The sequence below is a fragment of the Actinomyces gerencseriae DSM 6844 genome, from assembly GCF_000429265.1.
In the GTDB taxonomy this organism is placed as follows: Bacteria; Actinomycetota; Actinomycetes; order Actinomycetales; family Actinomycetaceae; genus Actinomyces; species Actinomyces gerencseriae.
The window spans coordinates 331,427-357,177 of record NZ_KE386871.1; the positions used below are offsets into that span (position 1 = coordinate 331,427).

At 70.5% G+C, this 25,751-nt stretch carries 23 protein-coding genes; 5 read left to right on the plus strand and 18 right to left on the minus strand.

The genetic code is table 11. From position 1 onward, the window contains the following. Positions 1–432: 432 nt before the first annotated feature. The 7 genes from G448_RS0110940 to G448_RS0110970 form a co-directional block, all read right to left on the minus strand. A complete protein-coding gene (locus G448_RS0110940) occupies positions 433–1,890 on the minus strand; it encodes a S1C family serine protease (RefSeq protein ID WP_026408014.1) in 1,458 nt (485 codons plus the stop codon). 245 nt (positions 1,891–2,135) lie between these two features. Next, positions 2,136–4,013 (minus strand): 2-succinyl-5-enolpyruvyl-6-hydroxy-3-cyclohexene-1-carboxylic-acid synthase, encoded by a 1,878-nt coding sequence (gene menD, locus G448_RS16290; protein WP_084436661.1) that lies wholly within the window; start codon positions 4,011–4,013, stop codon positions 2,136–2,138. Continuing rightward, positions 4,010–5,134, minus strand: coding sequence for an o-succinylbenzoate synthase (locus tag G448_RS0110950; protein WP_026408015.1), 1,125 nt, complete (start codon positions 5,132–5,134; stop codon positions 4,010–4,012). The genes menD and G448_RS0110950 overlap by 4 nt, the downstream gene beginning before the upstream one ends. A gap of 133 nt (positions 5,135–5,267) precedes the next feature. After that, the gene (gene argF / locus G448_RS0110955) at positions 5,268–6,302 is read right to left on the minus strand and encodes an ornithine carbamoyltransferase (RefSeq protein ID WP_051268932.1); all 1,035 of its coding nucleotides are present in this window, start codon (positions 6,300–6,302) and stop codon (positions 5,268–5,270) included. A 153-nt stretch (positions 6,303–6,455) separates the two neighbouring features. Further along, positions 6,456–7,340 carry a glycine betaine ABC transporter substrate-binding protein gene (locus G448_RS0110960; RefSeq protein ID WP_026408017.1) on the minus strand — a complete coding sequence of 295 codons (885 nt, stop codon included), beginning with the start codon at positions 7,338–7,340 and terminating at the stop codon, positions 6,456–6,458. Between the two features lie 87 nt (positions 7,341–7,427). Next, positions 7,428–8,318, minus strand: a complete 891-nt coding sequence (locus tag G448_RS0110965) for an ABC transporter permease (protein WP_026408018.1) — start codon at positions 8,316–8,318, stop codon at positions 7,428–7,430. Continuing rightward, complete coding sequence (locus tag G448_RS0110970) at positions 8,318–9,610, minus strand: quaternary amine ABC transporter ATP-binding protein (protein ID WP_026408019.1); 1,293 nt, start codon at positions 9,608–9,610, stop codon at positions 8,318–8,320. Before G448_RS0110970 ends, G448_RS0110965 begins: the two co-directional genes overlap by 1 nt. Positions 9,611–10,443: 833 nt before the next feature. Here G448_RS0110970 and G448_RS0110975 point away from each other — a divergent pair. Further along, the gene (locus G448_RS0110975) at positions 10,444–11,091 is read left to right on the plus strand and encodes a response regulator (RefSeq protein WP_026408020.1); all 648 of its coding nucleotides are present in this window, start codon (positions 10,444–10,446) and stop codon (positions 11,089–11,091) included. A 398-nt stretch (positions 11,092–11,489) separates the two neighbouring features. Here G448_RS0110975 and G448_RS0110980 read toward each other — a convergent pair whose 3' ends face one another. Together G448_RS0110980 and G448_RS18205 are read right to left on the minus strand one after the other, a co-directional pair. Further along, complete coding sequence (locus tag G448_RS0110980; RefSeq protein ID WP_156911016.1) at positions 11,490–11,729, minus strand: hypothetical protein; 240 nt, start codon at positions 11,727–11,729, stop codon at positions 11,490–11,492. Positions 11,730–11,805: 76 nt separating this feature from the next. Continuing rightward, positions 11,806–12,219: a hypothetical protein gene (locus G448_RS18205; protein WP_156911017.1), complete on the minus strand. Its 414-nt coding sequence runs from the start codon at positions 12,217–12,219 to the stop codon at positions 11,806–11,808. A gap of 171 nt (positions 12,220–12,390) precedes the next feature. Here G448_RS18205 and G448_RS0110985 point away from each other — a divergent pair, with 171 nt between their 5' ends. Further along, complete coding sequence (locus tag G448_RS0110985; RefSeq protein ID WP_051268934.1) at positions 12,391–13,491, plus strand: 1,4-dihydroxy-2-naphthoyl-CoA synthase; 1,101 nt, start codon at positions 12,391–12,393, stop codon at positions 13,489–13,491. A gap of 60 nt (positions 13,492–13,551) precedes the next feature. On the opposite strand, the gene G448_RS16295 is transcribed toward G448_RS0110985, so the two are convergent. From G448_RS16295 to G448_RS0111000, 3 genes are all read right to left on the minus strand, one after another. Further along, positions 13,552–14,400 carry an anti-sigma factor gene (locus G448_RS16295; protein WP_034495074.1) on the minus strand — a complete coding sequence of 283 codons (849 nt, stop codon included), beginning with the start codon at positions 14,398–14,400 and terminating at the stop codon, positions 13,552–13,554. After that, a complete protein-coding gene (locus G448_RS0110995) occupies positions 14,397–14,951 on the minus strand; it encodes a sigma-70 family RNA polymerase sigma factor (protein WP_026408023.1) in 555 nt (184 codons plus the stop codon). The genes G448_RS16295 and G448_RS0110995 overlap by 4 nt, the downstream gene beginning before the upstream one ends. A gap of 65 nt (positions 14,952–15,016) precedes the next feature. Then, a complete protein-coding gene (locus G448_RS0111000) occupies positions 15,017–16,702 on the minus strand; it encodes a cytochrome c biogenesis protein CcdA (RefSeq protein WP_026408024.1) in 1,686 nt (561 codons plus the stop codon). A 195-nt stretch (positions 16,703–16,897) separates the two neighbouring features. Between G448_RS0111000 and G448_RS0111005 the strand changes: the two genes are divergently transcribed. Then, on the plus strand, positions 16,898–17,179 hold the full coding sequence (locus G448_RS0111005) for a hypothetical protein (RefSeq protein ID WP_026408025.1): 282 nt from the start codon (positions 16,898–16,900) through the stop codon (positions 17,177–17,179). Between the two features lie 262 nt (positions 17,180–17,441). Further along, positions 17,442–18,029 carry a YagU family protein gene (locus G448_RS0111010; RefSeq protein WP_026408026.1) on the plus strand — a complete coding sequence of 196 codons (588 nt, stop codon included), beginning with the start codon at positions 17,442–17,444 and terminating at the stop codon, positions 18,027–18,029. 69 nt (positions 18,030–18,098) lie between these two features. Here G448_RS0111010 and G448_RS0111015 read toward each other — a convergent pair whose 3' ends face one another. The 4 genes from G448_RS0111015 to G448_RS0111035 form a co-directional block, all read right to left on the minus strand. Further along, positions 18,099–18,740: a hypothetical protein gene (locus G448_RS0111015; RefSeq protein ID WP_026408027.1), complete on the minus strand. Its 642-nt coding sequence runs from the start codon at positions 18,738–18,740 to the stop codon at positions 18,099–18,101. 20 nt (positions 18,741–18,760) lie between these two features. Continuing rightward, entirely contained in the window at positions 18,761–19,723 is a 963-nt protein-coding gene (locus G448_RS0111020; protein ID WP_026408028.1) for a 1,4-dihydroxy-2-naphthoate polyprenyltransferase, read from the minus strand. 126 nt (positions 19,724–19,849) lie between these two features. Then, positions 19,850–20,425: a hypothetical protein gene (locus G448_RS0111025; RefSeq protein WP_245572298.1), complete on the minus strand. Its 576-nt coding sequence runs from the start codon at positions 20,423–20,425 to the stop codon at positions 19,850–19,852. 363 nt (positions 20,426–20,788) lie between these two features. Continuing rightward, positions 20,789–22,180 carry an AMP-binding protein gene (locus tag G448_RS0111035; RefSeq protein ID WP_026408030.1) on the minus strand — a complete coding sequence of 464 codons (1,392 nt, stop codon included), beginning with the start codon at positions 22,178–22,180 and terminating at the stop codon, positions 20,789–20,791. Positions 22,181–22,250: 70 nt separating this feature from the next. Between G448_RS0111035 and G448_RS0111040 the strand changes: the two genes are divergently transcribed. Beyond that, positions 22,251–22,664 carry a PLDc N-terminal domain-containing protein gene (locus G448_RS0111040; RefSeq protein WP_026408031.1) on the plus strand — a complete coding sequence of 138 codons (414 nt, stop codon included), beginning with the start codon at positions 22,251–22,253 and terminating at the stop codon, positions 22,662–22,664. Positions 22,665–22,735: 71 nt separating this feature from the next. Here G448_RS0111040 and G448_RS0111045 read toward each other — a convergent pair whose 3' ends face one another. Both G448_RS0111045 and G448_RS16300 read right to left on the minus strand, forming a co-directional pair. Next, a complete protein-coding gene (locus G448_RS0111045; RefSeq protein WP_026408032.1) occupies positions 22,736–24,511 on the minus strand; it encodes an ABC-ATPase domain-containing protein in 1,776 nt (591 codons plus the stop codon). Then, on the minus strand, positions 24,504–25,748 hold the full coding sequence (locus G448_RS16300; protein WP_245572299.1) for an MFS transporter: 1,245 nt from the start codon (positions 25,746–25,748) through the stop codon (positions 24,504–24,506). The genes G448_RS0111045 and G448_RS16300 overlap by 8 nt, the downstream gene beginning before the upstream one ends. Positions 25,749–25,751 lie beyond the last annotated feature (3 nt).

Consider the following 25,751-nt stretch of genomic DNA (forward strand, 5'->3'; position numbering starts at 1 on the left):
TGGGCGTGTCCCAGGGCAAGGCCGTCATCGCCTCCAAGAAGAACCAGACCCTTTCCTACTCCATAGGCTACCTCCCGTTAAGCCTTCGCCAGCTCGACCGCCTCCTGCGCACCCTCTCCACCAACGCACGACTGCGCGCCGACCTCGCCAAAACCAAGGCCCTGAGCACCGTCCTGACCATCCTGGAACCCACCCCCGACGAACTCACCGACGGCTCCTGGACCTGGAGGCGGCGCGAGCCCCGGCGGCGCGAGCCCCGGGAATCCCACCACGAGCCCCGGGGGTGGAGCCTGACGCAGCGGCCCCCGATACACCGCCGGCGCCCGCGGTCATCGGACGGCGGGCGCCGGCGAGGCCAGCATGCGCAGGAGGCCGACGGCATGCGCCGGCGGGACCGACATGCAGAGCGCGAACGCGCGGGAGAACGGCCCCTCAGGAGTCCTTGCGCTCGGCGAGCGTCACCGGCACCTGGATCTCCTTGCCGTCGCGGATCAGCGTCAGAGTCACCTGGTCTCCGGCGGAGTACTGCCGCACGAAGCCCGTGAGAGCGGAGCCCTCGCGGGTCGGCTTGCCGTCGATGGCGGTGATGACGTCGCCCTCCCTCAGGCCCGCCGTCTCCGCGGGCGACCCGGACTCGACCGAGCCCACCTCGGCGCCGGCACGGGTCACGCCGTCGGCGGTGCCACCGCCGTTGCCGATGCTCACGCCCAGGTAGGCGTGGGTCGCCGTCCCCGTTGCGATGAGCTGGTCGGCCACCTTCTTGGCCAGGTTCGACGGGATGGCGAAACCGATGCCGATCGAGCCGGAGGGCTCCGAGGAGGAGGACGAGGACGACCCGGTCGAGGCGATCGAGCTCGTGATGCCGATGACCGTGCCCGTCTCGTCGAAGAGCGGACCGCCGGAGTTCCCGGGGTTGATCGCGGCGTCGATCTGAATGGCGCTGGTGAACACCTGGGAGGACTTCTTGTCGTTCTGGGTCAGCCGATTGCCCAGGTCGCGGAGCTTGCTGCCGGAGGGGTCGTCCGCCGAGTCGCTCTTCTCCTCCTGAGTGGTGACGACGGGCCGATCGAGGGCCGAGATGATACCGGTGGTGGCGGTGGAGGACAGGCCCAGCGGGTTTCCGATGGCCATGACGTCCTGGCCCGTGACGAGTCCGCTGGAATCCCCGATCTGAGCCACCGTCAGATCCGAGGGCGGGTTCTCCAGCGCGATGACGGCCAGGTCCGTGGCCTGATCGGTGCCGGTCAGCTTCGCGTCGTAGATGCGTCCGTCGGCCAGGGTGACCTGGATCCGGCTGGCCCCGCCGACGACGTGGTTGTTGGTCACGATGTGCCCGGAGGAGTCGTAGACGACCCCCGAGCCGACCGACGTCGACTGCCCCTGCTCCACGGTGATGGACACGACGGCGTTGGAGACGGCCGCCGTGACCGCCTCCCAGTCGGGTGCGGTGCCGGTCGAGGAGACGGTCTGGGTGGTGGCGCCGGTGGCGACGGATGTCGGCGCGGAGGCGGGCGAGGCCGTGGGAAGGCCCCGGCCGAAGTACTGAAGACCCGCGGCCGTGCCGCCGCAGGCGAGCAGGGCCACGACGAGGGAGGTCCCGATGACCCCGCCCCACCCCGGACCGCGGCGCCCGCCGCCATCGCCGGCGGAGGCCGACGGCGGGAGCGGCCCAGTGGCGTACGGCGACCGGCCGTCGGCGCCGAGCCCGCCCGAGGCGCCGTCGGGCATCGTGGAGTCGACGGCCGGGGCGGAGGCGGTCCGAGTGAAGTCGTAGCCCGCCGGGGCCTGAGGCGCCGAGGTGTAGGAGGCGTAGGGCGAATCGGACGCGCCCCCACGGTAGGGCGGGGTGCCGGACTGGGCGCCGGACTGCTGCTCATCGTAGGTGCTCATTGGGTTCCTCCTCGGACCGTAGCCCTTTCATCAATCGACTCCAACCCAACACGGCCGGTCTGGACCACTGCCGACTCTCGTCTGGGACTTTCCTGTGTCGGCTGCGAGTCTATAGTGCGTGAGGCCCGACGCCGACACCATCGGTCATCATCCCCATCCGTTCCGCCCGCCCGACGCCGCCCCAACCCCGGCTGGCAGGTTTCGGCCATCATCTCAACGATCTGCATCCCGGTCCTGGCGCCGGATCACGCCGGTCGCGCCTGTCGGGAGCGATCGTCCGCCCGCACGTGCACGACGCTGAGCCCCCGCACCGGCCCGGCCAGCACATGGCGCAATTCACTCGCGGTGCGCGGCCCGTGGACCCGCGCCCCCAGGGCGCGGGCGAGAGCCGCGACATCGGCACCCTGGGGAGTGGTGAAGTACCTGTCGAGCACCTCCGGCGCGGTCACGGCGGGGTACTCCAGTGTCGAGAAGATCGCCCCGCCGGCGTCATCGACGACCACGACCTGCAGATCGGGCTCCGCCTCGCACCGCCCTCGCCCCAGGCTCATGGCGTCGTGGAGGAAGGTGAGGTCCCCGACGACGGCCCGCACACCGGCTCCGCCCCGTTCCTGCGCCAGCGCCACTCCGAGGGCCGTCGCCAGGGTCCCGTCGATGCCAGCCAGCCCCCGGTTGGCGATCGGCGCGGGGGCGGGGCCCGCGGTCGGCGGGGCGAGCCGGTCGAGGCGGCGGATCGTCATGGACGAGCCGAGCACCAGGTCCGGGACCGCCTCCGCCGGAGCCGCTCCCGCCGGCGGCGCGGAGCACGCGGCGTAGACGGCCAGGGCGGCGCTGTCCGGGGTCAGGGCCTCGCCGTCCTCGGGCAGCGCCGGAAGCCGGTCGACGGCCTCGCGCCAGGCGGCCATCCACGACGGCGGCGCCGACTCCAGCCCGAGGGCCGCCGCGAGCCCGGCGACGTCCTGCTCCCGGGGGTCGACGGGGTGGACGGCCGCGGCCGTGCCGGCGACATCGGTCCACCGCGCCGTGCTGGTCAGGACGTCGATGGACAGGTCGCGGCGGGACAGCAGCGCCGTCACGGCCCGGGTGAGGCCGGGGCGTCCGAGGACGAGGACGCGCTGCGCGCGGGCGCTCAGCTCCGCGCCGGCCGGGGCGGCCAGGAGCTCCGCGTAGCGGACGAGTGCCTGAGGACCGCCGCGCGCACCGGATGTGGGCTCGGCCAGGAGCGGCCAGTCCAGGTGCTCGGCGAGCGCGCGTCCCAGGTCGCCGAGACGGTCCGCGGTGTCGCCGACGACGACCAGCCCGCGCGCGCCGCCCCGGGGTTCCCGCGTCGCCGGGGGCGGGCCGGCGGCCGGGACCGCCGGTGCGACCGGCCTCGCGGACCCGGGCGGCGCCGCGAGGGCCGCGGGGATCGTGGAACCGGCCGGGCTCGGCGCCGCGGCCGGAGCGGGCACGGGGCGGGCGACGGCCCGCTCCACGAGCGCACCCGCCAGCGGTGGGCGGAAGCGGACGTTGATCTGAGCGGGTCCCGGGTCCCGGCTGAGCCGGCCGCGGGCGGCCTCGACAGCGCTGCGGACCCGGCCGCCGATGGCGAGGTCCGCGGCCGCGGGGCCGAGGTCGCGGACCAGATCGGCGGGCAGGTCGACGACGGCGCGCGTGGCGCCTCCGAACAGGCGCGTCTGCTCGGTGGTCTGGCTGGCGCCGGTGCCGACGAGCTCATGGGGGCGGTCGGCGGTGACCAGGAGGAGGGGGACGCCGGCGGCATCGGCCTCGACGACGGCGGGATGGAGGTTGGCCACGGCCGTCCCCGAGGTCGTGATGACGGCGGCCGGACGGGGGCCCCGGCGCCTCATCTCGGCGCGGGCCAGCCCCACGGCGATGAATCCGGCGCTGCGCTCGTCGAGCACGACGCGCACGCGGATGAGGCCCTCGGCCTCGGCGGCGGCCAGAACCGGGACGAAGGGGGCGCTGCGCGAGCCCGGGGCGAGGATGACGTTCCGCACGCCCATGCCGATCAGTGAGTCGAGAACCGCCCGCGCGGCCGCGAGCGCGGCGGGCTGCGGATCGCCAGAAGGGGGCTTGGAGGCGGACGCGGAGCCCCGGGGCTCGCCGATCGCCCCGTTCACAGGGGGATTCCCGCGATCGCGGAGGCCGGATCGCGCCGCTCCCGCTCGCGGCGTGTGCGCAGCGCGTTGACGATGTGGCCGAGCCGCACCTGCCAGCGAGACGTCAGGTCGTCGTCGGCGCCGACGCTCGCCAGGAGCCTGCGCGAGACGTGGACGGGTCTGACGGGCAGCCCCCCGGAGATGGGCGCGAAGGAGGGGGCGGCCACGTCGCGGTCCAGCAGGCGGACGGTGCCCAGCCCGCAGGCGCCCGCGAGCTCGGGCAGCGCGGCCGCCAGCGAGACCCCGGCGCTCAGGCCCACCGACGTGTCGAGCGCGGAGGAGACGACGGCGGGCAGGCCGAGACGCTCGGCCAGGGCGAGGGCGCGGCGCACGCCGCCGAGCGGGGCGACCTTGAGGACGGCGACATCGACGGCGCCGCTGCGGGTGACGGCCAGGGGGTCGCTCGACAGGCGGATGGACTCGTCGGCGGCGATGGGGACGTCGACGAGGCGGCGCAGGGCGGCGAGGCCGGCGACGTCGGGGCAGGGCTGCTCGACGTACTGCAGGCCCCCCGCGGCCCTGTCCAGCAGTGGCAGGACCGCGGCGGCGGTGGTCGGGTCCCAGGCCCCATTGACATCGACACGGATCCGGCCGCGGGGTCCGAGCGCGTCGCGAACGGCCTCGAGGCGCCGCAGGTCGGCCTCCAGGCCCTTGGACGCGGAGGCGTGCGAGCCCGCGACCTTCACCTTGGCGGTGTCCGCGCGGGATCGTCTCACGAGGGTGCGGGCCGCGGCCGGGGAGACCTCGGGAATCGTCACGTTGACGGGGACGCTGTATCGATTCCGGGGCAGCCCGGTCGTTCCCGCCAGGGCCCACTCGAGTCCGGAGGCGAGCCACGGGACGGAGGCGTCGAGGTCATGGTCCCAGAAGGGGGCGACCTCCCCCCATCCCGCGCCGCCGTGGAGCAGAACGCCGTCGCGGCGCGTGATGCCGCGGAAGCGGGTGGTCATCTTGATGTCCCACACGACGGCGCGATCGATGCCGTCGAGGAGCCCGGAGGAGTCCTGGGCCTTCAGGGCGTGCAGGTCGAGCTCGCCGCTCACGCGGAGCGGCGAGCCGACGACCTCGTTCCTGTCGGGCACGTCGCCCAGGATAACCGGATGAGCGGCGGACCGTGTCCGCCGTCCGGTCGCAGGTCCTGCTCGCTCCGCGGAACGATCGTCACGACGAGGCCGGCCGGCGGAGGGGGTGCGAGCGCCCCGTGCAGCGGGCGCGTCAGCTCCCCAGGGTCGCGACCATGACGGCCTTGATGGTGTGCATGCGGTTCTCGGCCTGGTCGAAGACGATGGAGGCCGGCGACTCGAAGACCTCATCGGTGACCTCCAGGCCGTCCATGCCCGTGGCCTCGTAGATCTGCTCGCCGATGACCGTGTTGCGGTCGTGGTAGGAGGGCAGGCAGTGCATGAACCTGGCCTGCGGGCCGGCGATCGCCATGAGGGAGGCATTCACCTGGTAGGGGCGCAGCAGGGCGATGCGGGAGTCCCAGACCTCCTTGGGCTCGCCCATGGACACCCAGATGTCGGTGTGGACGAAGTCCGCGCCCGCGACTCCCTCCTCGACCGACTCGGTCAGGGTGATGCGGGCGCCGGTGGACTGGGCGACCTCGCGGGCCGCCTCGACGCACGCGTCGTCGGGCCACAGCTCCTCGGGCGCCACGATGCGCGTGTCGGCGCCGAGCAGCGCGCCGTTGACGAGCAGCGAGCGCCCCATGTTGAAGCGGGCGTCGCCGACGTAGGCGTAGGAGATCTCGCCGGCGGGCCTGCCCGCGTGCTCCAGCATGGTCAGGGCGTCGCAGAGCATCTGGGTGGGGTGCCACTCGTCGGTCAGCCCGTTCCACACCGGCACGCCGGAGAGCTCGGCCAGGGTCCCCACCTTGGCCTGGGAGTCGCCACGGTACTCGATGCCGTCGAACATGCGCCCCAGGACCCGGGCGGTGTCCGCCACGGACTCCTTGTGCCCCATCTGGGAGCCCGACGGGTCGAGGTAGGTGGTGCGGGCGCCCTGGTCCGCCGCTCCGACCTCGAAGGAGCAGCGGGTGCGCGTGGAGGTCTTCTCGAAGACGAGGGCGATGTTCCTGCCGGTCAGGCGCTGGACCTCGCGACCGGCCTTCTTGGCCGCCTTGAGCTGGGCGGCCAGCTCGATGAGGGCCATCCACTCCTCGGGGGTGAAGTCGAGCTCGCGCAGGAAGCTGCGGCCCTTGAGGCCGGCGAGGACGGCGGGATCGGGAGCGGGCAGGGCGAAGGCGGTCATGCGGATCCTTTCAGCGCGGTGAATCGGAAGGGAGGGGTGGAACAGGAGGATCGTATGGCATGGAGGGCGCACCGCCACGTGCTGCGGCCCCGTCGACTCGGCAACGGCTCGAGACGACGGGGCCGCAGCACGGCAGCACGGCGCCGGGGAGGGTCAGGACTTCTTGAAGTCGAACTCGGGGTGGCTGTTGGACCACTCGGTGACGGCGTCGTCCTCCTTGCCCTCGCCGTAGTTGCTGACGAGGCTCTCGAGCTCGCCGTACTGGCTCTCCTCCAGCTTGAGGGAGCCGAGCCAGTTCGCCACCTCGGGGAAGTCGTCCGTGAATCCCTTGCGTCCCAGGAAGTGGAGTCCCTCACCACTGCCGAGCGCGCCCTCCGGGTCCTCCAGGTCGCGCACGTCGTACTTGTTGTAGGCCCAGAAGGGGTGCCAGAGCGTCACGACGATCTCCTTCTGCGCATCGATCGCCTTCTCGAGCTCGGTGACCATGGCCTGGGTCGAGGAGGTCTTGACCTCCCACGTGCCATCATCGAGCCCGTAGGCGGGCTGGACCTTCTCCTTGGAGATCTGGGTGATGCCGGCGCCGTCCTCGATCCCGATGATCTTGTGATCGAGCTCGTCGGCGTGCCCCGGGATATCGGCGATCGAGTTCATCGCGGAGTAGGAGGGAACGGCCCAGGTCAGCTTCGCCGACCCGTAGTAGGACCCCAGGTCCTCGATGGAGTCGCCGTACTGGTCCATGTACTGCTTGTGAGTGACCTCGGGCCACGCGGAGGCGTAGAGGTCGATATCGCCCTTGCTCAGGCCGGTGTAGAGGACGCTGGGCTCGCTGAGGTCCTTGAGCTCGGTCGTGTACCCGTTCTTCTCGACCTGGATCTTAGTGAGGTGAGTCATGCACACGCCGTCGGTCCAGGAGGAGATGAAGCCGAGCGTCAGCTTCTTGCTCTTGCCCTTCGAGCGCGAGCCGCCGCAAGCGGCGAGGGCGCCCCCCATCGCGAGGGAGGCGAGGGCCGCGTTGAATGTCCGTCGAGAGGTCTGCATGGTGTTCCTTTCGTGTGTACCGGTGACTAGTGCTCGCGAGTCCGCCCCGCGCCGACGACCCCGAGGGCGGCGGAGGAACGGCGGCATTCAGGACCGTCGCCCGATCCCGCTCATGAGGGAGAGCAGGGACCCCTTCTCCCTCGGCGCGCCGAGCGCCGACGTGACGCGATCGAGGAAGATCGCCAGGAAGACGATCGACAGGCCGGCCTCCGTGCCCTTGGCGATATTGATCTTCGCGAGCGCCGAGACGACCTCCTGACCCAGACCGTCGGCGCCGACCATTCCCGCGATGACGGCCATGGACAGGGCGAGCATGATGACCTGGTTGACCCCGGCCATGATCGTGGGAATGGCCAGGGGGAGCTGAATGCCCGTGAGGATCTCCCAGTCGGTCGCGCCGAAGGCCCGGCCCGCCTCGACGGTCTCCTTGTCGACCTGCTTGATCCCCAGCTCGGTCATCCTCACCCCGGGGGGCATGGCGAAGATGAGCGTGGCGAACAGGCCGGGAACGGCGCCGATCGAGAAGAACAGCACCGCCGGGATGAGGTAGACGAAGGCCGGCATGGTCTGCATGAGGTCGAGGACCGGGCGGACGACTGCGCTGACGTATCTGTTCCGGGCCGCCCAGATCCCCAGGGGGATGGCGATGATGAGGGCGGTCGCGGTGGCCACGATGACGAGGGCCAGCGTCTCCATCGCGTTCTCCCACTGATTCATCGAGATGATGAGGAGGAAGGTGATGACGGTGCCCACGGCCAGCTTCCACGACTTCACCACCCAGGCGATGAGCGCGAAGATCACCACCATGACCAACGGCGAGGCGATCAGGAGGACGTCCGTGAGGCTGTCGTTGATCTGGTTCCCGGCGTGGGCGACGGCGTCGAGGAATCCGTTGAGGTTGTTCTGGATCCACCTGATGATGAGCTCGGCCCACGAGCCCACGGGAATCCTGGGGATGGGGGTCTCTGCGGGGAGCATCAGTCGTCGTCTCCTTCGGTCTCGGCGGTCCGCTCGGTCTCATCGGTCTCGGCGGCATCGGCGGGCCCCTCGGCCCCCTCGGCGGCATCGGCGGGCCCCTCGGCCTCCCCGTCCTGGCTGTGCTCGCTGATCGCGGCGAGCAGGGTGACGCGCGGGATGATGCCGGAGATCCGGCCGTCGTCGTCGACGACGACGATGGGGGCGGCGTGCTGCACCGCGTAGTCGAACAGCTCGTTGACGGGAGTGTCCTCCCGCACGACGGGCGTCTCGTGGACGGTGGACAGCGGGAGGGTGTCGGAGCCCTCGGTCACCGCGCGGGCGACGTCGTCCTCCCAGACGAATCCGAAGGGAGTGCGGTCGCGGTTCTGCACGAGGAGCCAGGCCGGCTGGTGCTCCCGCAGGAGCCTGTGGGCCGCACGAGGGCTGCGATCCGAGCCGAGTACCGCGTAGGGCCGCTCGGCGATCGACCCGGCGGTCAGTACACGAGTGCGGTCGACGTCCGCGACGAAGCGCGCGACGTAGTCCGAGGCGGGATCGCGGAGGATCTCCTCGGCGGTGCCGACCTGCTCGATCCGCCCGTCCCGCATCATCGCGATCCGATCCCCCAGGCGCATCGCCTCATTGAGGTCGTGGGTGATGAACAGGATCGTCTTCCCGAGCTCGCCCTGCAGGTCGATGAGCTGGTCCTGCATCTCACGGCGGATGAGCGGGTCGAGTGCGGAGAAGGCCTCGTCCATGAGCAGGACGTCGGTCTCGGCGGCCAGGGCCCGAGCCAGTCCGACCCGCTGACGCATTCCGCCGGAGAGCTCGCCGGGCTTGTAGTCCGCCCAGCCCTCGAGCCCGACCATCGCGAGGGCCCTCTCGGCCCTGCTCCGGCGGTCGGAACGATTGACGCCCTGGATCTGCAGACCGTAGGCGGCGTTCTCCCCCACCGTCCGGTGAGGGAGGAGGGCGAAGTTCTGGAAGACCATGGACACCCGCCGGCGGCGGACCTCGCGCAGCTTCTGCTTGGAGACGCTGGCCAGGTTCTCGTCGTAGAGGGTCATGTCGCCCGAGGTGATCGGGAGGAGCCCGTTCACCATTCGGATCAGCGTGGACTTGCCGGACCCCGACAGGCCCATGACGACGAAGATCTCGCCCTCGTTGACATCGAAGGAGGTATTGATGACGGCGGCCGTCGTGCCTTCCTTCCTGAGGTCATCACGCGACTCGCCGGCCTGGAGTCTCCTCACGGCGGCGGCCGGACGCCGCCCAAAAATTTTATAGATGTTATCGGCCTCTATTACTTTCACAGCGCTCCTCGAGATCCAACTCCGGAACTCGGGCCATGAGGAAGCCGGAGGCAAGGATGTCAGGAGTCACTTCCGGGCGCCCTCTGGATGACCAGGGCCGGGATCGGATGGCTTCGCTACGTACATGGAATGGAATCGGGACTGCCAGGACGGCGGAGGCGCTCGTCAACGCATCGGACCCGCCACCACTCGGGAAGACTTCGCGATGACTCAGATGACTCGGACGAGCCCGGCACGACCACGAGACCCGCATCAGAATGCTGCGGGGTGAGCGACCGGTCAAGCGCTGGGCGCCGTGCGGCCCGTCGAATCAGCGCCCGCACGGCCTTGACACCGGATTTGAAGTGTTTGAGGTCACGTCAGCGATCCACCGGGGCGCACCGCAACGGGAGAGGGCCCGCCCACCCGACCCGAGATCGCGAGCAATCGTTGCTATGACGCGGGATGATGAGCAGTCGGCGCCGCCACCCCGCCCCGATCCCGCACGTCGTCCCATAACGAACCCGCACAGCATCCGCAACCGCGGCCCCAGAAGGGGCGTTCGTGTAGGAATTGTCACATTTTCATGGCTTCTCGTATGCCAGGCACCGGACGACCATTCGGACACCGATGGCGCGCATGAGGCCGCGGACCGGCCCGCACCCCGGGGCTCCGGCCCCGCCCGGGCCGGCACGGCGCAATCGCATGGTCGTAGAGCGGCCCGCTCCACGACCACGACGGTGGGCCGACTGACCCTCAAATCCCCTTCTCGCCCTCTAAAACGCGTCACGTCCCCCCGCAGGAGCAGTTCTCCCCGCACCCCGAGATCACCTCATCATCGGACGGGGACGACCATGTCCGAAGAAACCGCTTCCCCCCTACGAGTCCTGATCGTCGACGACGACCCCCGCATTCGCGGCGACTTCGCGAATCAACTCGACGCCCGTCCCTCGATAGCAGTGAGCGCCACTGCGTCGCGGAGCGACCAGGCCCTCGATCTGCTATCAACAGATGAAAGACGCACCGATGCCGCCCTCATCGATGGCACCGCGACCGTGCGGATTATACATCAGGAGCGCCCGAGAATCCCCGTCATCATGTTCACCACTTTTCGTAACGACGATACGCTGGACAAGGCCCTTGACGAGGAGGTGAGCGGTTTCATCACAAAGGACGAAGCCGCCGAGGACGTCGCCGCGGCGATCATACGCGCGGTGCACGGGGAACCTGTTCTGTCCGCTCGCCCCACGGAGATCCTCGTCAATGCCTACCAGTCGGAGAGACGCAGGCAACGGACGGCTCAACACATGAGACACTTGGTCGAGCAGTTGCCACCCAGACTTCAAGACGTGCATGCCCGCCTCCTGAGAGGCCTCACCAATCATCAGATCGCCGAAGAACTCGATATCTCGGAGAACACCGTTCGAATTTATGTCTCCGATGTCCTGCATCACCTGGGCCACTCCTCACGAACAGAGCTCCTGGCCGCTGCGCTGATCTGACCGGCTGACGATTTCAGGACGTTCCCCATCGCACGATTCTCTTTGGCAGCGGATTCATCTGATTGTCGCAACAACCTGGTGGGGGGCGAGCCCGTGCGGTGCGCGAGGAGTCGAGTACGGGTACGGGTGACATCTCCAAGGATGGAGCGTCGGCGATGGCGTACGGATCGGGCGCTGCGGGCGCAGAACCGTGGCGTGCGCGCCATGGCGCATCGACTGCGATCCGCGCGCCGTGCGGCGAGACCGCGCCGAGCGCGAGCCGAGATTGCCCGCCCGTGCACCGACCGAGCTCCGCGAAGGCCCCGGGTCAGGCCCCAGGGCCGTACCGCCGCGGACGTCGGCCCCGGCCGGCGACCGGCGAGGCCGACGGACCAGTCGAACTTATGACTTCCCCCTCCTCAGATGACGACCAGCAGCACGACCCAGATCAGAATAAGAAGAATGGCCATCGCACCGGCCACGACGAGCATTCCGCGGGAGCGCCCTCGCCGAATATCATCGGTCGCCCTCCCCTCATCATCACGGCCGCGGTCGATCATCGAGAGGAGCACCTCGGACTCCAGCATGAAGAGGACGAACGCACCCGCCCACGCTGTCCACGGAATACCGGGATGGAACGGCACAGTAACTCCGATCATGACGAGCGATATCAGGAGACAGTAAATGTGCCGCTTATAGTTCATCGCTGATTGCAATCCTACGCCTCAGATCTACCTAGCAGGAAACGGCGGTAACAAGCGCACCACCAGCAGCCTCGCAGGCGGCTCCCGTAATGGCCCCAGCAATCGGAGTGGCGACTCCGCCCACCCCAAATGGCGCATCCTCGCCCTGATCGGAAGACACGCCGATGGTCGCCACGACGCCCCCGGCACTATCAAGCCATGTCACCGTGCCACCCTCAATGCGAATCCGATCGCCCGGTTGAGTGTTCAACTTCAACCCCTCTCCTTCAATGAGGACGGCCGACCGCTGCGCACCATTATTCGGATCAACGGCGACCTGCTGCTCGAACTCCGCTTCGGAGGCTCCCTCCTCCGACGAGGAACTCGCCCGAGCAGGTCCTCCGACCGATAGGGCGAGGGTGCGCACGGCAGCGACCGAGGCGCATCCGGCAAGGACATTCATCATATTCTCCTGTCATCAATGCGAATGGACCGGGAGCGGGCCTGCCGCCCGGCTGTGATTCACACTACGCAGACTATTGCCTTCCTCACAGTTGATTTTCGTCAGGGGTCCGGCTCTCATGCGAATCGGAGAGGCCGCAACAGCCATGAGCGGCCGCGCCCCTACCCTGGCTCCATGAGCGAGCCCGACACCTCCGCGTCCCCCGTCCATCCATTGCCGCATCGAGTCTCCGAGCTCTTCGATCCCTCCTGCTGGCGCGGGGTCGAGGGCTTCGCCCACGTCGCATCTCCTCACGCGGACGGGCCCACGGGCCCGTCGCCCCTGACCGACGTCACCTACCACCGCGGCTGCGTGCGCGACGCCGACGGCGCCTGGCTGCGCGATCTGCCGGTGGTGCGCGTGGCCCTCGACCGCCCCGAGGTGCGCAACGCCTTCCGCCCCCGCACCGTCGACGAGCTCTACCGGGTCCTGGACCACGCGCGCATGAGCGGCGACGTCGGCGCCGTCGTCCTCACCGGCAACGGCCCCTCCCCGCGCGACGGCGGCTGGGCCTTCTCCTCCGGCGGCGACCAGCGCATCCGCGGCCGGGACGGCTATCGCTATGAGCACGAGGAGCACGAGCGCGAGGAGGCCGTCGACGCCCCGGCCGCGGGGGACTCGATCGGCCACGATCACGAGGCGGACGTCGCGGCGGCGCGGGCGCGCATCGACGCCGCCCGCGCCGGGCGCCTGCACATCCTGGAGGTCCAGCGCCTCATCCGCACCATGCCCAAGGTCGTCATCGCGGCCGTGCCCGGCTGGGCGGCGGGCGGCGGGCACTCCCTCAACGTCGTCGCGGACCTGTCCCTGGCCTCGATCGAGCACGCGCGCTTCAAGCAGACGGACACCGACGTGGGCTCCTTCGACGCCGGCTACGGCTCGGCCCTGCTGGCCCGCCAGGTGGGAGACAAACGGGCCCGCGAGATCTTCTTCCTGGCCCGCGCCTACGACGCCGTCACCGCCGAGCGCTGGGGCGTGGTCAATGAGGCGGTCCCCCACGCCGAGCTGGAGGAGCGGGCCCTGGAGTACGCCGCCACCGTGGCGGGCAAGTCCCCGCAGGCCATCCGCATGCTGAAGCTGGCCTTCAACCTGGCCGACGACGGCCTGGCCGGCCAGCAGGTCTTCGCCGGTGAGGCCACGCGCCTGGCCTACATGACCGATGAGGCCGTCGAGGGGCGCGATGCCTTCCTCCAGCGCCGCGCTCCCGACTGGTCCCCCTACCCCTACTACTTCTGACCCGCTCCGCCCTGTCCCGATCGGCTCCTGCTCGGCTCCTGAGCGCTTCGGGGTCGCGGCTCAGGCGTCGGCGCCGCCGCCATCGGACGTCGGCGTCGGGGTCCGGCGGGTGGTGGTGCCGTCGGCGTTGACGTCGAAGGCGACCAGGGCCTCCCCCGTCGGCTGCTCCGAGCCCCCGGTGGGCTCCTGGGTGATGAAGATCTGCTCCCCGGTCTCGGGCGTGAGATCGAGGAAGGCGAATCCCGTTCCCGACTCCGGGTCGTACAGGCCCAGCGAGCTCACGGCGTCGCCCTTGCGCAGCCAGATCTGAAGGCTGCCGCCCGCGGCGGCGTCCATCATCTCGGCCGGCAGGCTCAGCGCCGTCATGCTCATGCCCCGCGACCAGGTGAGGGTGGCGACGTGGCCGTCGGGCATGGTGTCGGTGACCCGCTGGACGTCCTGGGCCTGGTTGAGGTGGGCGTAGTGCTCGGTGGGGGCCATCGAGCTCAGCGCCGTCCACCGGCCCACTCCGATGCCGACGCCCAGGATGACGACGACCGCGGCGATCCGCAGCCCGACCGCCGCCCACCGGCGTCGGCGCGGGCGCAGGGGGACGACCTCTCCGGGCGGAGCGTCGTCATCGCCCTCCTGCGCCCCTGGCCCAGCGGCACCGGCCGCTCCGGCTGTCCCGGCCGTCCCAGCGGCCCCGGGTTCTGCCGGTTCGTCGGGCCCGGGCGAACCGCTCGTCCGAGGTTCGCGCTCGATGCGCTCCAGCAGCGCGGCGCGCAGCGAGGCGGGCGGCTCGATCGGCTCCAGAGACGCTCCGAGCCGGGCGAGGGCCTCGTCCGACATGTCCTCGGCCGGTCCGTCGTCCACCGGGGGCGCGTCGAGGGAGTCCTCCGGTCGGCGTCGCCTGTCCAGCCCCGTCATGATTCCGCCCCCATCTCCTCGCGAAGTCGTGCGATTCCGTTCCTGATCCTGGTCTTGACGGTGCCGAGCGGCACGCCGGTGCGTCGGGCGATCTCGGTATGGGTCAGACCGGTGAAGTAGGCCATGACCAGCGTGGACCGCTGCGGCTCGCCGACGGCGTCCAGGGCCCGGCGCACGTCCTGCCCGACGAGCCGGTCCTCGACGGCCTGGACCGTGAGGTCCGTGTCCGGCATGTAGCCGTGCCACTGGTCCTCACGGTCCCTGGCCGCCTGGGAGGAACGGACCCTGTCGATCGCCCTGCGCCGCGCCATGGTCACCGCCCAGGCCCGAGCACTGCCCCTGCTCGGGGAGAAGGTCGAAGCACTCCGCCATATCTCCAGGAAGACCTCCTGAAGCACCTCCTCACCCTGGGCGCGATCCACGAGGATCTGGACGATGAGGGCGAGAAGCCGGCCCGACCAGCGGTCGTAGAACTCGGCGAAGGCGTCGTGATCCCCGACGGCCACCCTGAGCACGAGGGCGTTGTCGTGGTCCAGTTCCTCGTCATGCACAGTCGCATGGTACGGCTCGGGTCCTCAGTCGGTCTCGCAGCCGGTCTCATCGGCTCTGGAACCGATCAGCCGAAGGTGAAGGAGTACAGGGACAGGCCCTCGCTCGCCTCGAGGTCGAGCGTGCCCTCCCGGGTGTCCTCCGTGCTCACGAGCTCGATCGAGTTGGGGACCCCCGAGACGTGGACCGTGCGCTTCTCGCCGCCGGTCGTGTACGTGATGTCCCCCTCCCCGGAGGCGACCAGGTTGACCTGCCTGCCCTGGTAGCGCAGGCGCAGGCGGGCGGCGCCGCCCTCGGGCGAGATGGACTGGGGCGACACGTTCCACCTGCCGTCCAGGGAGAAGGTGTCGGACGCCTGCTTGTCCGGGAAGCTGTACGATGACGTCCCGTTCGAGAGCCTGTCGCCGGCGATGTTGTTGGCGCGGGCGGAGCCGAGGTAGGTCTCGGGGGTGCGTGGACCGTTGACGGCGGGCTCGTCGTCGGTGAATACCGGGGCGGGCAGCTGCACGTCGGGATTCGCCTCGCGCAGGAGCTCGCGCACGAGCCTCTCGGTGGTGGCCTCGCCGCCCTCGCCGAACTTGACCTGGCGCAGCTCGCCCTTGGAATCGGCGAGGTAGTGCGCGGGCCAGTAGTGGTTGTCGAAGCTGCGCCACGTGGCCAGGTCGGAGTCGACGGCCACCGGGTAGGTGATGCCGAGGTCGGCGGCGCCGCCGCGGACGTTGTCGACCTCCTTCTCGAAGGCGTACTCCGGGGAGTGGACGCCGATCACCTGCAGGCCCAGGTCCCCGTAGGTCTCGTGGAGCTTCTGAATGCCCGGGATGGAGCGCTGGCAGTTGATGCAGGAGTACGCCCAGAAGTCGACCAGGTTCACCTTGCCCGCGCGGTCGCCGTCGGCCAGGGGCCGCTCGCCGGGAGTGTTGAGCCAGGCGTTGACGCCGTCGATACGGGGCAGCTGCCCGCAGTGGGCGAGCTCGTCGGCGCCGTCGACGCACGTGCCCCCTTCACCGACCCCCGCCTTGCCGTGCAGCACGCTGTCGGTGCGGGCCTGGAGCGAGGCGGTGTAGTCCGGCAGGGCGCGCTGGAGGGCGGCCGGCAGATCGAGGACGAGCGCCACGGACAGCGCCAGCATGACCGCTCCGGCGGTCACCCGAACCGTCCTCTGACGGCGGCGGAAGGCCTTGAGCCGCTCGGTGAGCCCGCGGCCGGCGAGTGCGAAGCCGAGCAGCGGGATGGCGGTTCCCAGCCCGAACGAGAGGGCGAGGGTGACGGTGTCGGCACCGATCCGGCCGGTGGAGCCGGCGACCGACACCGCCGCGAGCACCGGGCCGGCGCAGGGCACGTACGCGGCCCCGAGGACGACCCCCAGGAGGAAGCCGTTGGTCGGGTTGGACGAGCCGGATCGCTGGAAGCGCGCGAAGGGGCGCTCCATGATCTCCATGACCCTGGGGATGATCATCCCGATTCCGATGAGGGCGAGAAGGACGATGCCCGCCCAGCGGATGACGTCCTGCGGCAGGTGCAGGAGATTGAGGAGCGTCGATCCCAGCAGCGTGAACGTGGTGAAGCTGATGACCAGTCCCGCCACGACGAGGTAAGGCCGCCACCTGGAGACGGCCGGCGCTCCGTCCTCGTCCTGCGCGCGTGCGCTCTGGGCCCCTCCGGACAGGAAGATGACCGGTAGGACCGGGAGGATGCAGGGGGATATGCCGGTGATGAGGCCGCCGAGCAAGCCGATGAGAACGAGACTGACCATGTCGTTCCTCCTTTGCGATCGTGTCACCGTGTGTTCGGCACGGGCGGCCTCCCGGATGCCCGAACATCACGTGATGAGGGTCACTCGATTTGCCCGATCCGCGTCCAATCCGGACCGCCGACCGCTCCGAACCCCCGATGACGGCGCGCCCGCCGGCGCGCCACTCCACATCATCGATTCCTCAAGGAGATCCCCATGCGCATTCGCAACATCGTGTCCGCCTCCCTTCTCGTCGCCGCGCTCGCAGTCGGCACCGCCGCCTGCGGCTCGTCGGAGGCCGACACGGGAAAGCCCGGAATGCAGGAGACATCAACGTCGAGCGACGGCAAGATGAGCGACGACAAGATGGACGACGGGAAGATGAGCGACGACAAGATGTCGGACGGCAAGATGAGCGATGACAAGATGGACGACGGCAAGATGAGCGACGACAAGATGTCGGACGACAAGATGAGCGACGGAGAAGGCGGCAAGTAGGGACAGCGACCAGGGCTCTCAAGAGCCCGACGAGCGGCGGTCCGCCCCGAGGTGATCGGGTGCGGGCCGCCGTCGTCCTTCCCGGAAGCCCTTCCCGAGATCGGTTCAGTTCCGCGTCGAGATCGGCAAGGGGCGAAGGGCCATGGAGCGCCTTCGTGGACGGCGCCCCACCATCTGGCACCATGGTGGTCGGCGTCATGACCGGCGCCGAACCGGCACCCGATCAATGCCATCGGTACTCCGCCCCACCCCGGAGGTTCCCATGCCCGCCTGGATCACCTCGCTGCTCGGCAGCACCGCCCCCTCCCGACGCCGCCTCGGGGTCGCCACGATCGTGGGACTCATCGGCGGAGCGTTCTCCGCGCTCGTGAAGTTCGGCTGGGAGGTCCCCTTCCCGCCCCGCACTCCCGGCCCGCGCTCGGAGACGAACCCGCCCCAGTCCATGCTGGAGTGGTTCGGGATGTCTCACGAGACCTCGCACACGATGGTGACCTTCAGCAACAACCAGTTGCCGATCATGTCGTTCATCGTGCACTTCGGATTCGCGATCGTCTTCGGCCTCGTCTACTGCATCGCGGCCGAGTACGTCCCGCGGGTCAAGCTCTGGCAGGGAGCGGCCTTCGGCATTCTCGTGTACGTCGGCGCGCACGTGGTCGTCATGCCGCTGCTGGGCTGGGCGCCGAACCCCTTCCCGTGGGTGGCGGGCGCCCAGACGTGGTCGGAGCACGTCTCGGAGTTCTTCGGCCACATCGTGTGGATGTGGTCCATCGAGATCGTGCGCCACGACCTGCGGGGCCGCATCACCCACGAGCCCGACGCCGAGGTCGCCCCACCCGCCGACGCCCGCTGATCCGCGGCCCGCGACCGCTCGCGACGGCGCCTCTCCGTCCTGTGGAGGCCCGTCACGACGGCACGAGGATCACTGCGGGTACCATCCCGGGCGAACCGCGCCCCGGGAACCCCAGTCCTCCTGCCGCGCCCGGGAGCCGCCGCGGTCGATATACCCCTGCGCCACCGCCCACGCGAGAATCCCCTCGGAATCGCGCTCAGCGCGTTCGTGAACACGACTGGAGAAACCGCACCGCCAGGTGCCGGGCATGTCGAGGCGACGCCTTCCTCCGGGCGCCTCGACGTCTACGCATGCCGATACGCCCCCCTTCGCCCCGGACACCGATCGGACGCGCAGGGCGCCAGGCGCGTCCTCCCACCTCAGATGGCAGCTGCCGAACAGCGTGCGCACATGCAGTCCGGCGGCGTCGCCGCGCGTTCGCCCCACGAGGGCGCTGAGAACCGCCGTCCACAGGAGGAGAACGATCAGACCGGGAAGGATCATCCACCTGGACCGGTTGGAGTCCATCAGCATGCCCACGGTCATGCCCGTGGTCACCAGAGCGGAGATCCCGATCACGAACGTCCACGACGGCGTCCGCCAGAACCTCCAGGTGAAGGAGTCGCGTCCGAGGAGCCCGAAGGGCACGACGCACGTCGGCGACGCCCACTGATGGGATCCCGGAGCGGGGACGTACCCGGCCGGACCGGCGGCGTCCTCCGATCCCCTCATGCAGGCGCTCACTCGGGCTCTCAACGGGCGACGACGACGAGCGCCGTCGCGGAGGCGACGCCGTAGACGAGCTCGTACACCCCGGCGTCCCGCAGGGACGGGATGAGGTCGCGCCCCGTGGCGCCACCCAGGACGGGGCGGACGGCGCGGCCCGCGAGCGGCGAGACGAGGAGCAGGTAGACGACGACGGTCGCGGCCCCGGCCGGCGTCACGGCGGCCATGGCGCCGTCGGCACGGCGGGCCCACCACAGGGAGACGACGCCGAGGACGACCGGGATGACGATCATGGCGCAGAAGACCCGGCGCGCGCGGCGCTCCCCCAGCCGGACGGCGAGCGTGCGCTTGCCGTGGATCGGGTCGGTGCCGATGTCGCGCAGGTTGTTGACCATGAGCAGCGAGCAGGCGATGAGCCCGATCCCGCAAGCGGCGAGCCACGCCCAGCCCGGCACGCTCCCGCCCTGGACGTAGAGGGTGCCGGCGGCGGCCATGAGTCCGAAGAACACGAAGACGAAGATCTCCCCGAGTCCGGCGTAGCCGTAGGGGCGGGGGCCGCCGGTGTAGAACCAGGCGGCCGCGATCGCCGCGGCTCCCAGCAGCAGCATCCACCACTGGCCCGACAGGGCCAGGAGCATCAGCCCGAGGAGTCCGCCGGCCCCGAAGCAGCCGAGGGCGGCCAGCATGACGGCCTTGGGCGAGACCTCGCCGGAGGCGGTCAGACGCGGTGGACCGGTGCGCTCGTCGTCGGTGCCGCGCACGCCGTCGGAGTAGTCGTTGGCGAGGTTGCAGCCGATCTGGAGCGCGAGGGCGACCCCCGCGGCCAGTAGGCTGCGCGGCGCCGAGAAGGTCCCGAGCGCCGCGGCCGCGCCACCGCCGAGGATGACCGGGGCGACCGCGGCGGGCAGGGTGCGCAGGCGCACGACCTCCGCCCAGCCGGTGGCGCGAGGGTCCGCGCCCGCCGGTCGTGCGATGCTGCTGGCGCCCATGATGTCCTCTCCCCCGAGCCTGCCGTGGAGCCTACCTCTCGCCGGACGGGACGACGAGGGAATGGCCGCGCTGATGATACCCTCGAGGCTTCGAGCGAACTCGGAGGCCGGCCGTCAGGGTCTCGCTCATACGAGCCCGTAACGCTCCTCCTGCTTGCGACGCTGAATCTGCAGCAGCTTCTGCGCACCGCGGAGCTCGGTGTACCAGCCGGTCTCGTGAGCGTATCCACGGGCGAGGGCCCACTGCCAGATGCGGTCGATCTCCGCTACGCCCTTGGCCTCGATCGTGCCGGGCAGGGGCCCCATCCAGATCAGGCCGGTGAGGGAAACCGCCCTGCCCTCGGGCGTGACGACCATGGCCTGCGCATTGTTGGCGATGAGGACCGCCTTGCCGGTCGCGAGCCTCACCCGCACGAACAGCCCCGTGCGCGAGACCGGCCAGGGGACGTCCCTGGCCCCGATGGCAGACCCGATATGGATCCCGGTGGCGTCCAGGGTGGTGCGCATGGTCATGAACAGCATCACCATGGCGAGGGCGAGCGAGCCGACGATGATCAGAATGATGCCGGAACCGATCTTCGCGTCGACGAGGTCGTGGACGGCGCCGGCGAGGGCGACGAGCCCGAAGCCCCCGGTGACGAGCATGATGAGGCGCGAGGACCCGGTGGCGGAGGCGCGGATGACCACGGACTCCTGCGTCACGGGAATCGGCGCGCCGCCGGGAGGCGGGTTCGACGAGCCCGCGGGCGCGGAGGCGGGAGCCGCGGCTCCCCCGTACTCGACCGGGGCCTGGCCGTAAGCGACCTGAGGCCCGCAGTGCCCGGTCGGAACCCGACCGTATCCGGATGATCCGGCGGGCGCATGCTCCGCTCCGGGGACGGGCCGCTCCCCGTGGCCGGCGGGTCGCCCGGAGGCAGGCCGGTACCCGTACCGGTCGGATGGCTGCGGCTGGCCGGGGTAAGGCGGCTGCGACATGAGACTGCTCCTGGGGGCGCTGGACGAGACCGGCGCCATGGTAGACGCATTGATGACCCGACCCCATGGGGACCACGCCCCATCGACGCCTCACACCGCCTCGAGGAGGGCCGCGACGGCGCGTCGATCGACCTTGCCCGGGCCGCGCAGGGGCAGATCGGGGACGACCAGGATGCGCTTGGGGGTGCGGGCGCCGTCAAGGCGCGCTCTGGCCCGGCCTCTGAGCCCCTCGCCGTCGAGCCGGGCGCCCGCCTCCGGCACGACGGCGGCGACGACCGCGCTGCCCCACGCGTCGTCCGGGACGCCGACGACGCAGGCCCGGGCGACGCCGGGGAGGGCGGTCAGCACCTGCTCGACCTCATGGGGATCGACCTTGATGCCGCCGGTGATGATGAGATCGTCGAGACGCCCCAGCACCGTCAACCGGGTCGAGCCGTCGGGCCGGGCCTCCAATCGTCCGCGGTCGGCGGTGACGAGCTCGTGCGGGTCGGTGCGGAAGAAGGAGGATCGGGCGGTCCTGAGGACAGGGGCATCGGGCGGGTCGTCGGACGCGGGGCCGGTGCCCGGCGACGCCCCGGAGATCGCGCTCGCAGCGGCGCCGGGATCTCCCTGGCCGATGCCCTGATCGGCATAGCCCTCGGCCAGGACGGGGCCGGTCACCACGATCCTGCCGGCGCCCGTCTCATCGGGGTCCTCGATGCGCACGCCCACGCCCGCGAGCGGGACGCCGTCGTAGACGCACCCTCCTCCGGTCTCGCTCATGCCGTAGGTCGTCACGGCGCGGATGCGCGCCGCCCGGGCGCGCGCCAGCAGCGCGGGGTCGACGGCGGCGCCGCCGACGAGCACGGCGCTCGCGCGGGAGAGGGCGGCGGTCGCATCGGGGTCCGCCAGCGTGCGCAGCAGCTGGGTGGGAACGAGCGAGATGTACACGGGCCCCCCGCGCCTCAGCGCCCGCCCGAGACCGTCCGCGAGCGCGCCGGGGCCGAAGCCCCCGGCGGTATCGACGACGACGGGCGGGGTCCCGGACACGATGGAGCGCACCAGCACCTGCAGGCCGGCGACGTGGTGGGCGGGCAGGGCCAGCACCCAGCTCCCGGGACCGTCGAGCCGCTCGTGCGTGGCGCGCGCGGAGGCGACCAGGGCGGCGGCGCTCATGGCGACGAGGCTGCCCGTGCCCGTGGTGGAGCCGGAGGTGCGCAGAATAACATCGGCGCGCTCGGGAACGCGGGCGAGTCGCCCGGGCAGGCGGGCGCGCACGACGGCGGGATCCTCATGGGGGCCGATCGGTACGAGCAGGCGGCGAGGACCGTCGACCGCGTCCGTTGAGCCCTCTCCCCCGTCGCCGTCCGCCGCCGGGCCCGTCCCGACGGGGCGTCCGGCGAGGATCCCGACGAGCGCGCTGCGCAGGTGACCGACACGGGTGCTGTCGGTCCCGCCCACGACGAGGCGGAGGGCACGACGGGGGACGGCGAGCGCGCTCACACCATCAGGATCGCACATCGCACGCGCACGGCCGTGCGATATCGGGACCGACTACCGCTAGGGTGACGTCATGCGCGCCGCCCTCATAGTCCTGATTCTCGCCCTGACGATCTACTCCCTGCTCGACTGCGCCCGTACGCCGGAGGAGTCGATGCCGGCCCGTATGCCCAAGCTGCTGTGGATCGTCATCATCGTCATGGTCACGGTCATCGGCCCGATCGCGTGGATCATCGTCAGCCGCGTCAAGGCCGCCGAGGACCGTGACGGGGCCGTCGAGCCGACGGTGTGGTCCTCGAAGGACGGCACGAGATTCCGTCGGGCGGAGCGGCCGCGTCCCGTGGCCCCCGACGACGACCCGGAGTTCCTGCGGGGCCTCGAGCAGGACATCCGCCGCAAGCGCCACCACGGGAACAAGGGCGACGCCGGAGACGGTGCCGGGGACACCGACTCCGGCACCCCCGACTCCTCCGAGGAGGGGGCCTGATCACGGCTCGGACCGGGCGGCGCAAGCGATCCCGGTCGAGCCTCGCCCGTCGCCCCGTCCGTCGTCGTCGGTCACGATGACTTCACGGACTCCTGCGGACTCCCGGGTTTCGCAGGCTCCTGCGAATTCAGCAGGAGCCCGAGCCGACGGTACCTGTTGATCGCGGCGCGCAACTCATGGCTCCTCGGCCTCGCCAGATTCCCGGGATGACCCGCATACGGGGACAGCCAGTCCAGCCCTCGGGCCTCGATACGCCCCATGATGTCGCGCACCAGATCATCCAAGGACCTCCGCCCGTCCACCAACTCGGCAACCCGGTCGAGGGCCCGCGAGAGGGCCTCCGTCTGCGCCGGATCGACGAGCTGCTGCACCGCGCCGAGGTCGATAGTGTCGCCCGCGAACTGAATGGTGGTTCCGCGCGGTTTGGCGGGCTTCCTCCTGCCGACCCGGGGGAAGGCCCGCGGATCGGGGATCCGCCGAGCACGGACATGACCGAAGACCCGTCCCCGGGGCGCGCCACGGCGGCTTCCGCCGTCGTCGCGGCTCCTCCCGGTGACCCGGTGCGCGTCGTCGGTGGCGTCGCGCACCGTGTAGTGGTTGACGGCGATGACGTGGTCGGCGACGTCGAAGAAGGCCCCGGAGCCGCCGGCGACGAGGATCGTTGAGACTCCGAGATCGGTGAGCAGGGGGCGGATGCGATCGACGAACGGGGTGATGGGCTCCTGGTCGGCGGGTATCAGGGCGCGCATGCCCGCGTCCCGGATCATGAAGTTGGTGGCCGACGTGTCCTCGTCGATGAGCAGAACCGATGCGTCGGCATCGATGGCCTCAACGAGGTTCGCGGCCTGGGAGGTGGATCCGCTGGCGTTGGTCGTCGTGAATGATCGTGTGTCGGTGCCGGAGGGCAGGTCCATGATGAACGGGGAGATGTCCACTCCGGTGACGGCGCGACCGTCCTCCGCCCGCACGGTCACCGCATCCGATCGGGTGATGACCCATTCGCGGCCGTCTCCTGCGATATGGGGGTAGACGCCGCGCTCCATCGCGCGCAGCAGAGTCGATTTGCCGTGGTACCCGCCGCCGACGATCACGGTTACCCCTTCGGGCACCCCCATCCCCGTGACCCGCCGGCCGCTGGGCAGGTCGAAGGCGACTCGCAGGTTGTCCGGGCTCGCGAACGGCACAGCGGCGTCACCGGCGAGAGGAAGGTCGCAGTCGCCGGCGCGACGGGGCAGAACGGCCCCGTCGCCGACGAGTGCGACCAGTCCCCGGTCGGGCAGAAGGGCGCGGACATGCTCCTGATCGCGCAGCAGGGTGACGTGCTCGCGCAGGGCGCTCCGGTCGAGGTTCGCGTGCAGTAAAGAGGCCTCGGCAATGCGCGGCAGGAGATCCACCAGGAGCTCCGCGGCCCGGTGCCCGCGCACCCTGCGACCGGATGCGGGAAGCCCCACGTCGATACGCGCCTCGATCCGGTCCGCGGCGATGACGGCGCTGGTACGTTCGAGCACTTCCTGGCCCGGCCGGCCGATGGTCACGAGCCCGCTGTTGCCGGTGCCGGTCGGCTTCGGGACGAGCCGGTGCGCGACGCGGGCGAAGCCGCGTGTCAGGAAGTCGGCTGCGGCCGTTCTCCCCACCGCGTCATCGGTGAGATCAGCGGGCAGACCCGCGGTATGCGGATCCACGATCATGCGCATCCGCGATGGCGGCGCGTAGGGATCGACCTGGACGTGGTCGATGGCGAGCCGGAATGCACCGAGCCGCCAGTCGCCCACCAGTTGCTTGTACGAGGCGTACCCCCGCCCGTCGATCCGGGCGAGGGTGCGCCTGAGCGTCGCCGCGTCACGCATGGGCGCCGTCTCCGCGAGCGGTGGCGGAAGCGCGCTCGGCGGCCCGGCCGGGCAGGCGCGTCAGGGCGCCGCCGCCAAGAGCGGCGAGCACGACGGCGGCGATCACCATCGCCGTGGCGAACCCGGTCTGCTGCACGCCGAAGCCCGTCAGCAGCGGTCCGATGGCCAGGCCTGCGGCGTAGGCGAGGTTGTACAGGGCGAAGGAGCCGCCCAACGTGGGCGGGCTCGACTTGAATCCCTGCTCGCTGATCAACGTGGTGGCCGGGGCGAGCAGCATCGCCGACGATAGGCCGAGCAGACCCATGCCGACCCCGGCCTGCCAGACTCCGGACGACCAGCCGAGCATGAGAAGCGCCGCCACCACGGCGATCACTCCGATGCCGATGAGCAGGCGAGGACTCACCGACGCCACGAAGCGTCCTGCGATCGGGTTGGCGATAATGCTCACCAGCGCCGCGATCCCGAACAGAACCCCGATCATGGTGCTGGAGGCCTGCGCACCGAGATGGCCGGGCAGAACCGGCTGCACCGCGGCAATCACCGCCGCGCCGATGGCGATGGCGATCACAATGGACACGGATCCCGGCACGCGCAGCACCGTGAAGGGACCCGCGGTGTCGTCGACCTGCCGGGGCGAGCCCGGGATCAGGCTCAGCAGCAAAACAAGGTCAATGACCGTCACAGCCGTGGCCACGAGGAACGGGGAGGCGGGTCCCAGGGCATCGACCAGGAAACCAGCCAGGGGCGGGCCGACGAGCACGCCCAGGGTCACGGTCGACATGGCGATGCCCATCATCTGGCCCCGCTCGTTGAATCCGGTTGTTGCTGCGATCAGGGACAGGGCCGCGACCCATGCGATCCCGCCAGCGATGCCCTGCACGAAACGGGCCGTCAACAGCAGCCAATACGGGCCCCCGGTGGCGAACAGGAGGGTTGCGACGGCAAGGACGATCAGTCCGGTGACAAGCAGTCCTTTGGCTCCACGCCGGTCGACCATACGACCGGCGAAGAGGGTGGCGATCACCATTGCGACAGCATAGGAGGCGAAGAGCACGCCAGTCGCCGCCGCCCCCTGTCTCACCACGGAGGGCAGCAGCGGAAGCACAGGGATCGCCAGGCCCTGCAACAACATATCGGTGAAAAGTATTGCTCCGGCGACGGCGGTCGCACGGCCGGCAGTCACGCTCGCGGAGCGCGAGACGCCGCCGGTCGCGTTATTGGTCATATCGATGGTCATGTG

What these genes read in the sequence shown, in the direction of transcription:
- G448_RS0110940 (WP_026408014.1), bottom strand. Translation starts at nt 1,890, where the DNA reads ATGAGCACCTACGATGAGCAGCAGTCCGGCGCCCAGTCCGGCACCCCG.
- argF (WP_051268932.1), bottom strand. Translation starts at nt 6,302, where the DNA reads ATGACCGCCTTCGCCCTGCCCGCTCCCGATCCCGCCGTCCTCGCCGGC.
- G448_RS0110960 (WP_026408017.1), bottom strand. Translation starts at nt 7,340, where the DNA reads ATGCAGACCTCTCGACGGACATTCAACGCGGCCCTCGCCTCCCTCGCG.
- G448_RS0110965 (WP_026408018.1), bottom strand. Translation starts at nt 8,318, where the DNA reads ATGCTCCCCGCAGAGACCCCCATCCCCAGGATTCCCGTGGGCTCGTGG.
- G448_RS0110975 (WP_026408020.1), top strand. Translation starts at nt 10,444, where the DNA reads ATGTCCGAAGAAACCGCTTCCCCCCTACGAGTCCTGATCGTCGACGAC.
- G448_RS0110980 (WP_156911016.1), bottom strand. Translation starts at nt 11,729, where the DNA reads ATGATCGGAGTTACTGTGCCGTTCCATCCCGGTATTCCGTGGACAGCG.
- G448_RS18205 (WP_156911017.1), bottom strand. Translation starts at nt 12,219, where the DNA reads ATGATGAATGTCCTTGCCGGATGCGCCTCGGTCGCTGCCGTGCGCACC.
- G448_RS0110985 (WP_051268934.1), top strand. Translation starts at nt 12,391, where the DNA reads ATGAGCGAGCCCGACACCTCCGCGTCCCCCGTCCATCCATTGCCGCAT.
- G448_RS16295 (WP_034495074.1), bottom strand. Translation starts at nt 14,400, where the DNA reads ATGACGGGGCTGGACAGGCGACGCCGACCGGAGGACTCCCTCGACGCG.
- G448_RS0111000 (WP_026408024.1), bottom strand. Translation starts at nt 16,702, where the DNA reads ATGGTCAGTCTCGTTCTCATCGGCTTGCTCGGCGGCCTCATCACCGGC.
- G448_RS0111005 (WP_026408025.1), top strand. Translation starts at nt 16,898, where the DNA reads ATGCGCATTCGCAACATCGTGTCCGCCTCCCTTCTCGTCGCCGCGCTC.
- G448_RS0111010 (WP_026408026.1), top strand. Translation starts at nt 17,442, where the DNA reads ATGCCCGCCTGGATCACCTCGCTGCTCGGCAGCACCGCCCCCTCCCGA.
- G448_RS0111015 (WP_026408027.1), bottom strand. Translation starts at nt 18,740, where the DNA reads ATGAGGGGATCGGAGGACGCCGCCGGTCCGGCCGGGTACGTCCCCGCT.
- G448_RS0111020 (WP_026408028.1), bottom strand. Translation starts at nt 19,723, where the DNA reads ATGGGCGCCAGCAGCATCGCACGACCGGCGGGCGCGGACCCTCGCGCC.
- G448_RS0111040 (WP_026408031.1), top strand. Translation starts at nt 22,251, where the DNA reads ATGCGCGCCGCCCTCATAGTCCTGATTCTCGCCCTGACGATCTACTCC.
- G448_RS0111045 (WP_026408032.1), bottom strand. Translation starts at nt 24,511, where the DNA reads ATGCGTGACGCGGCGACGCTCAGGCGCACCCTCGCCCGGATCGACGGG.
- G448_RS16300 (WP_245572299.1), bottom strand. Translation starts at nt 25,748, where the DNA reads ATGACCATCGATATGACCAATAACGCGACCGGCGGCGTCTCGCGCTCC.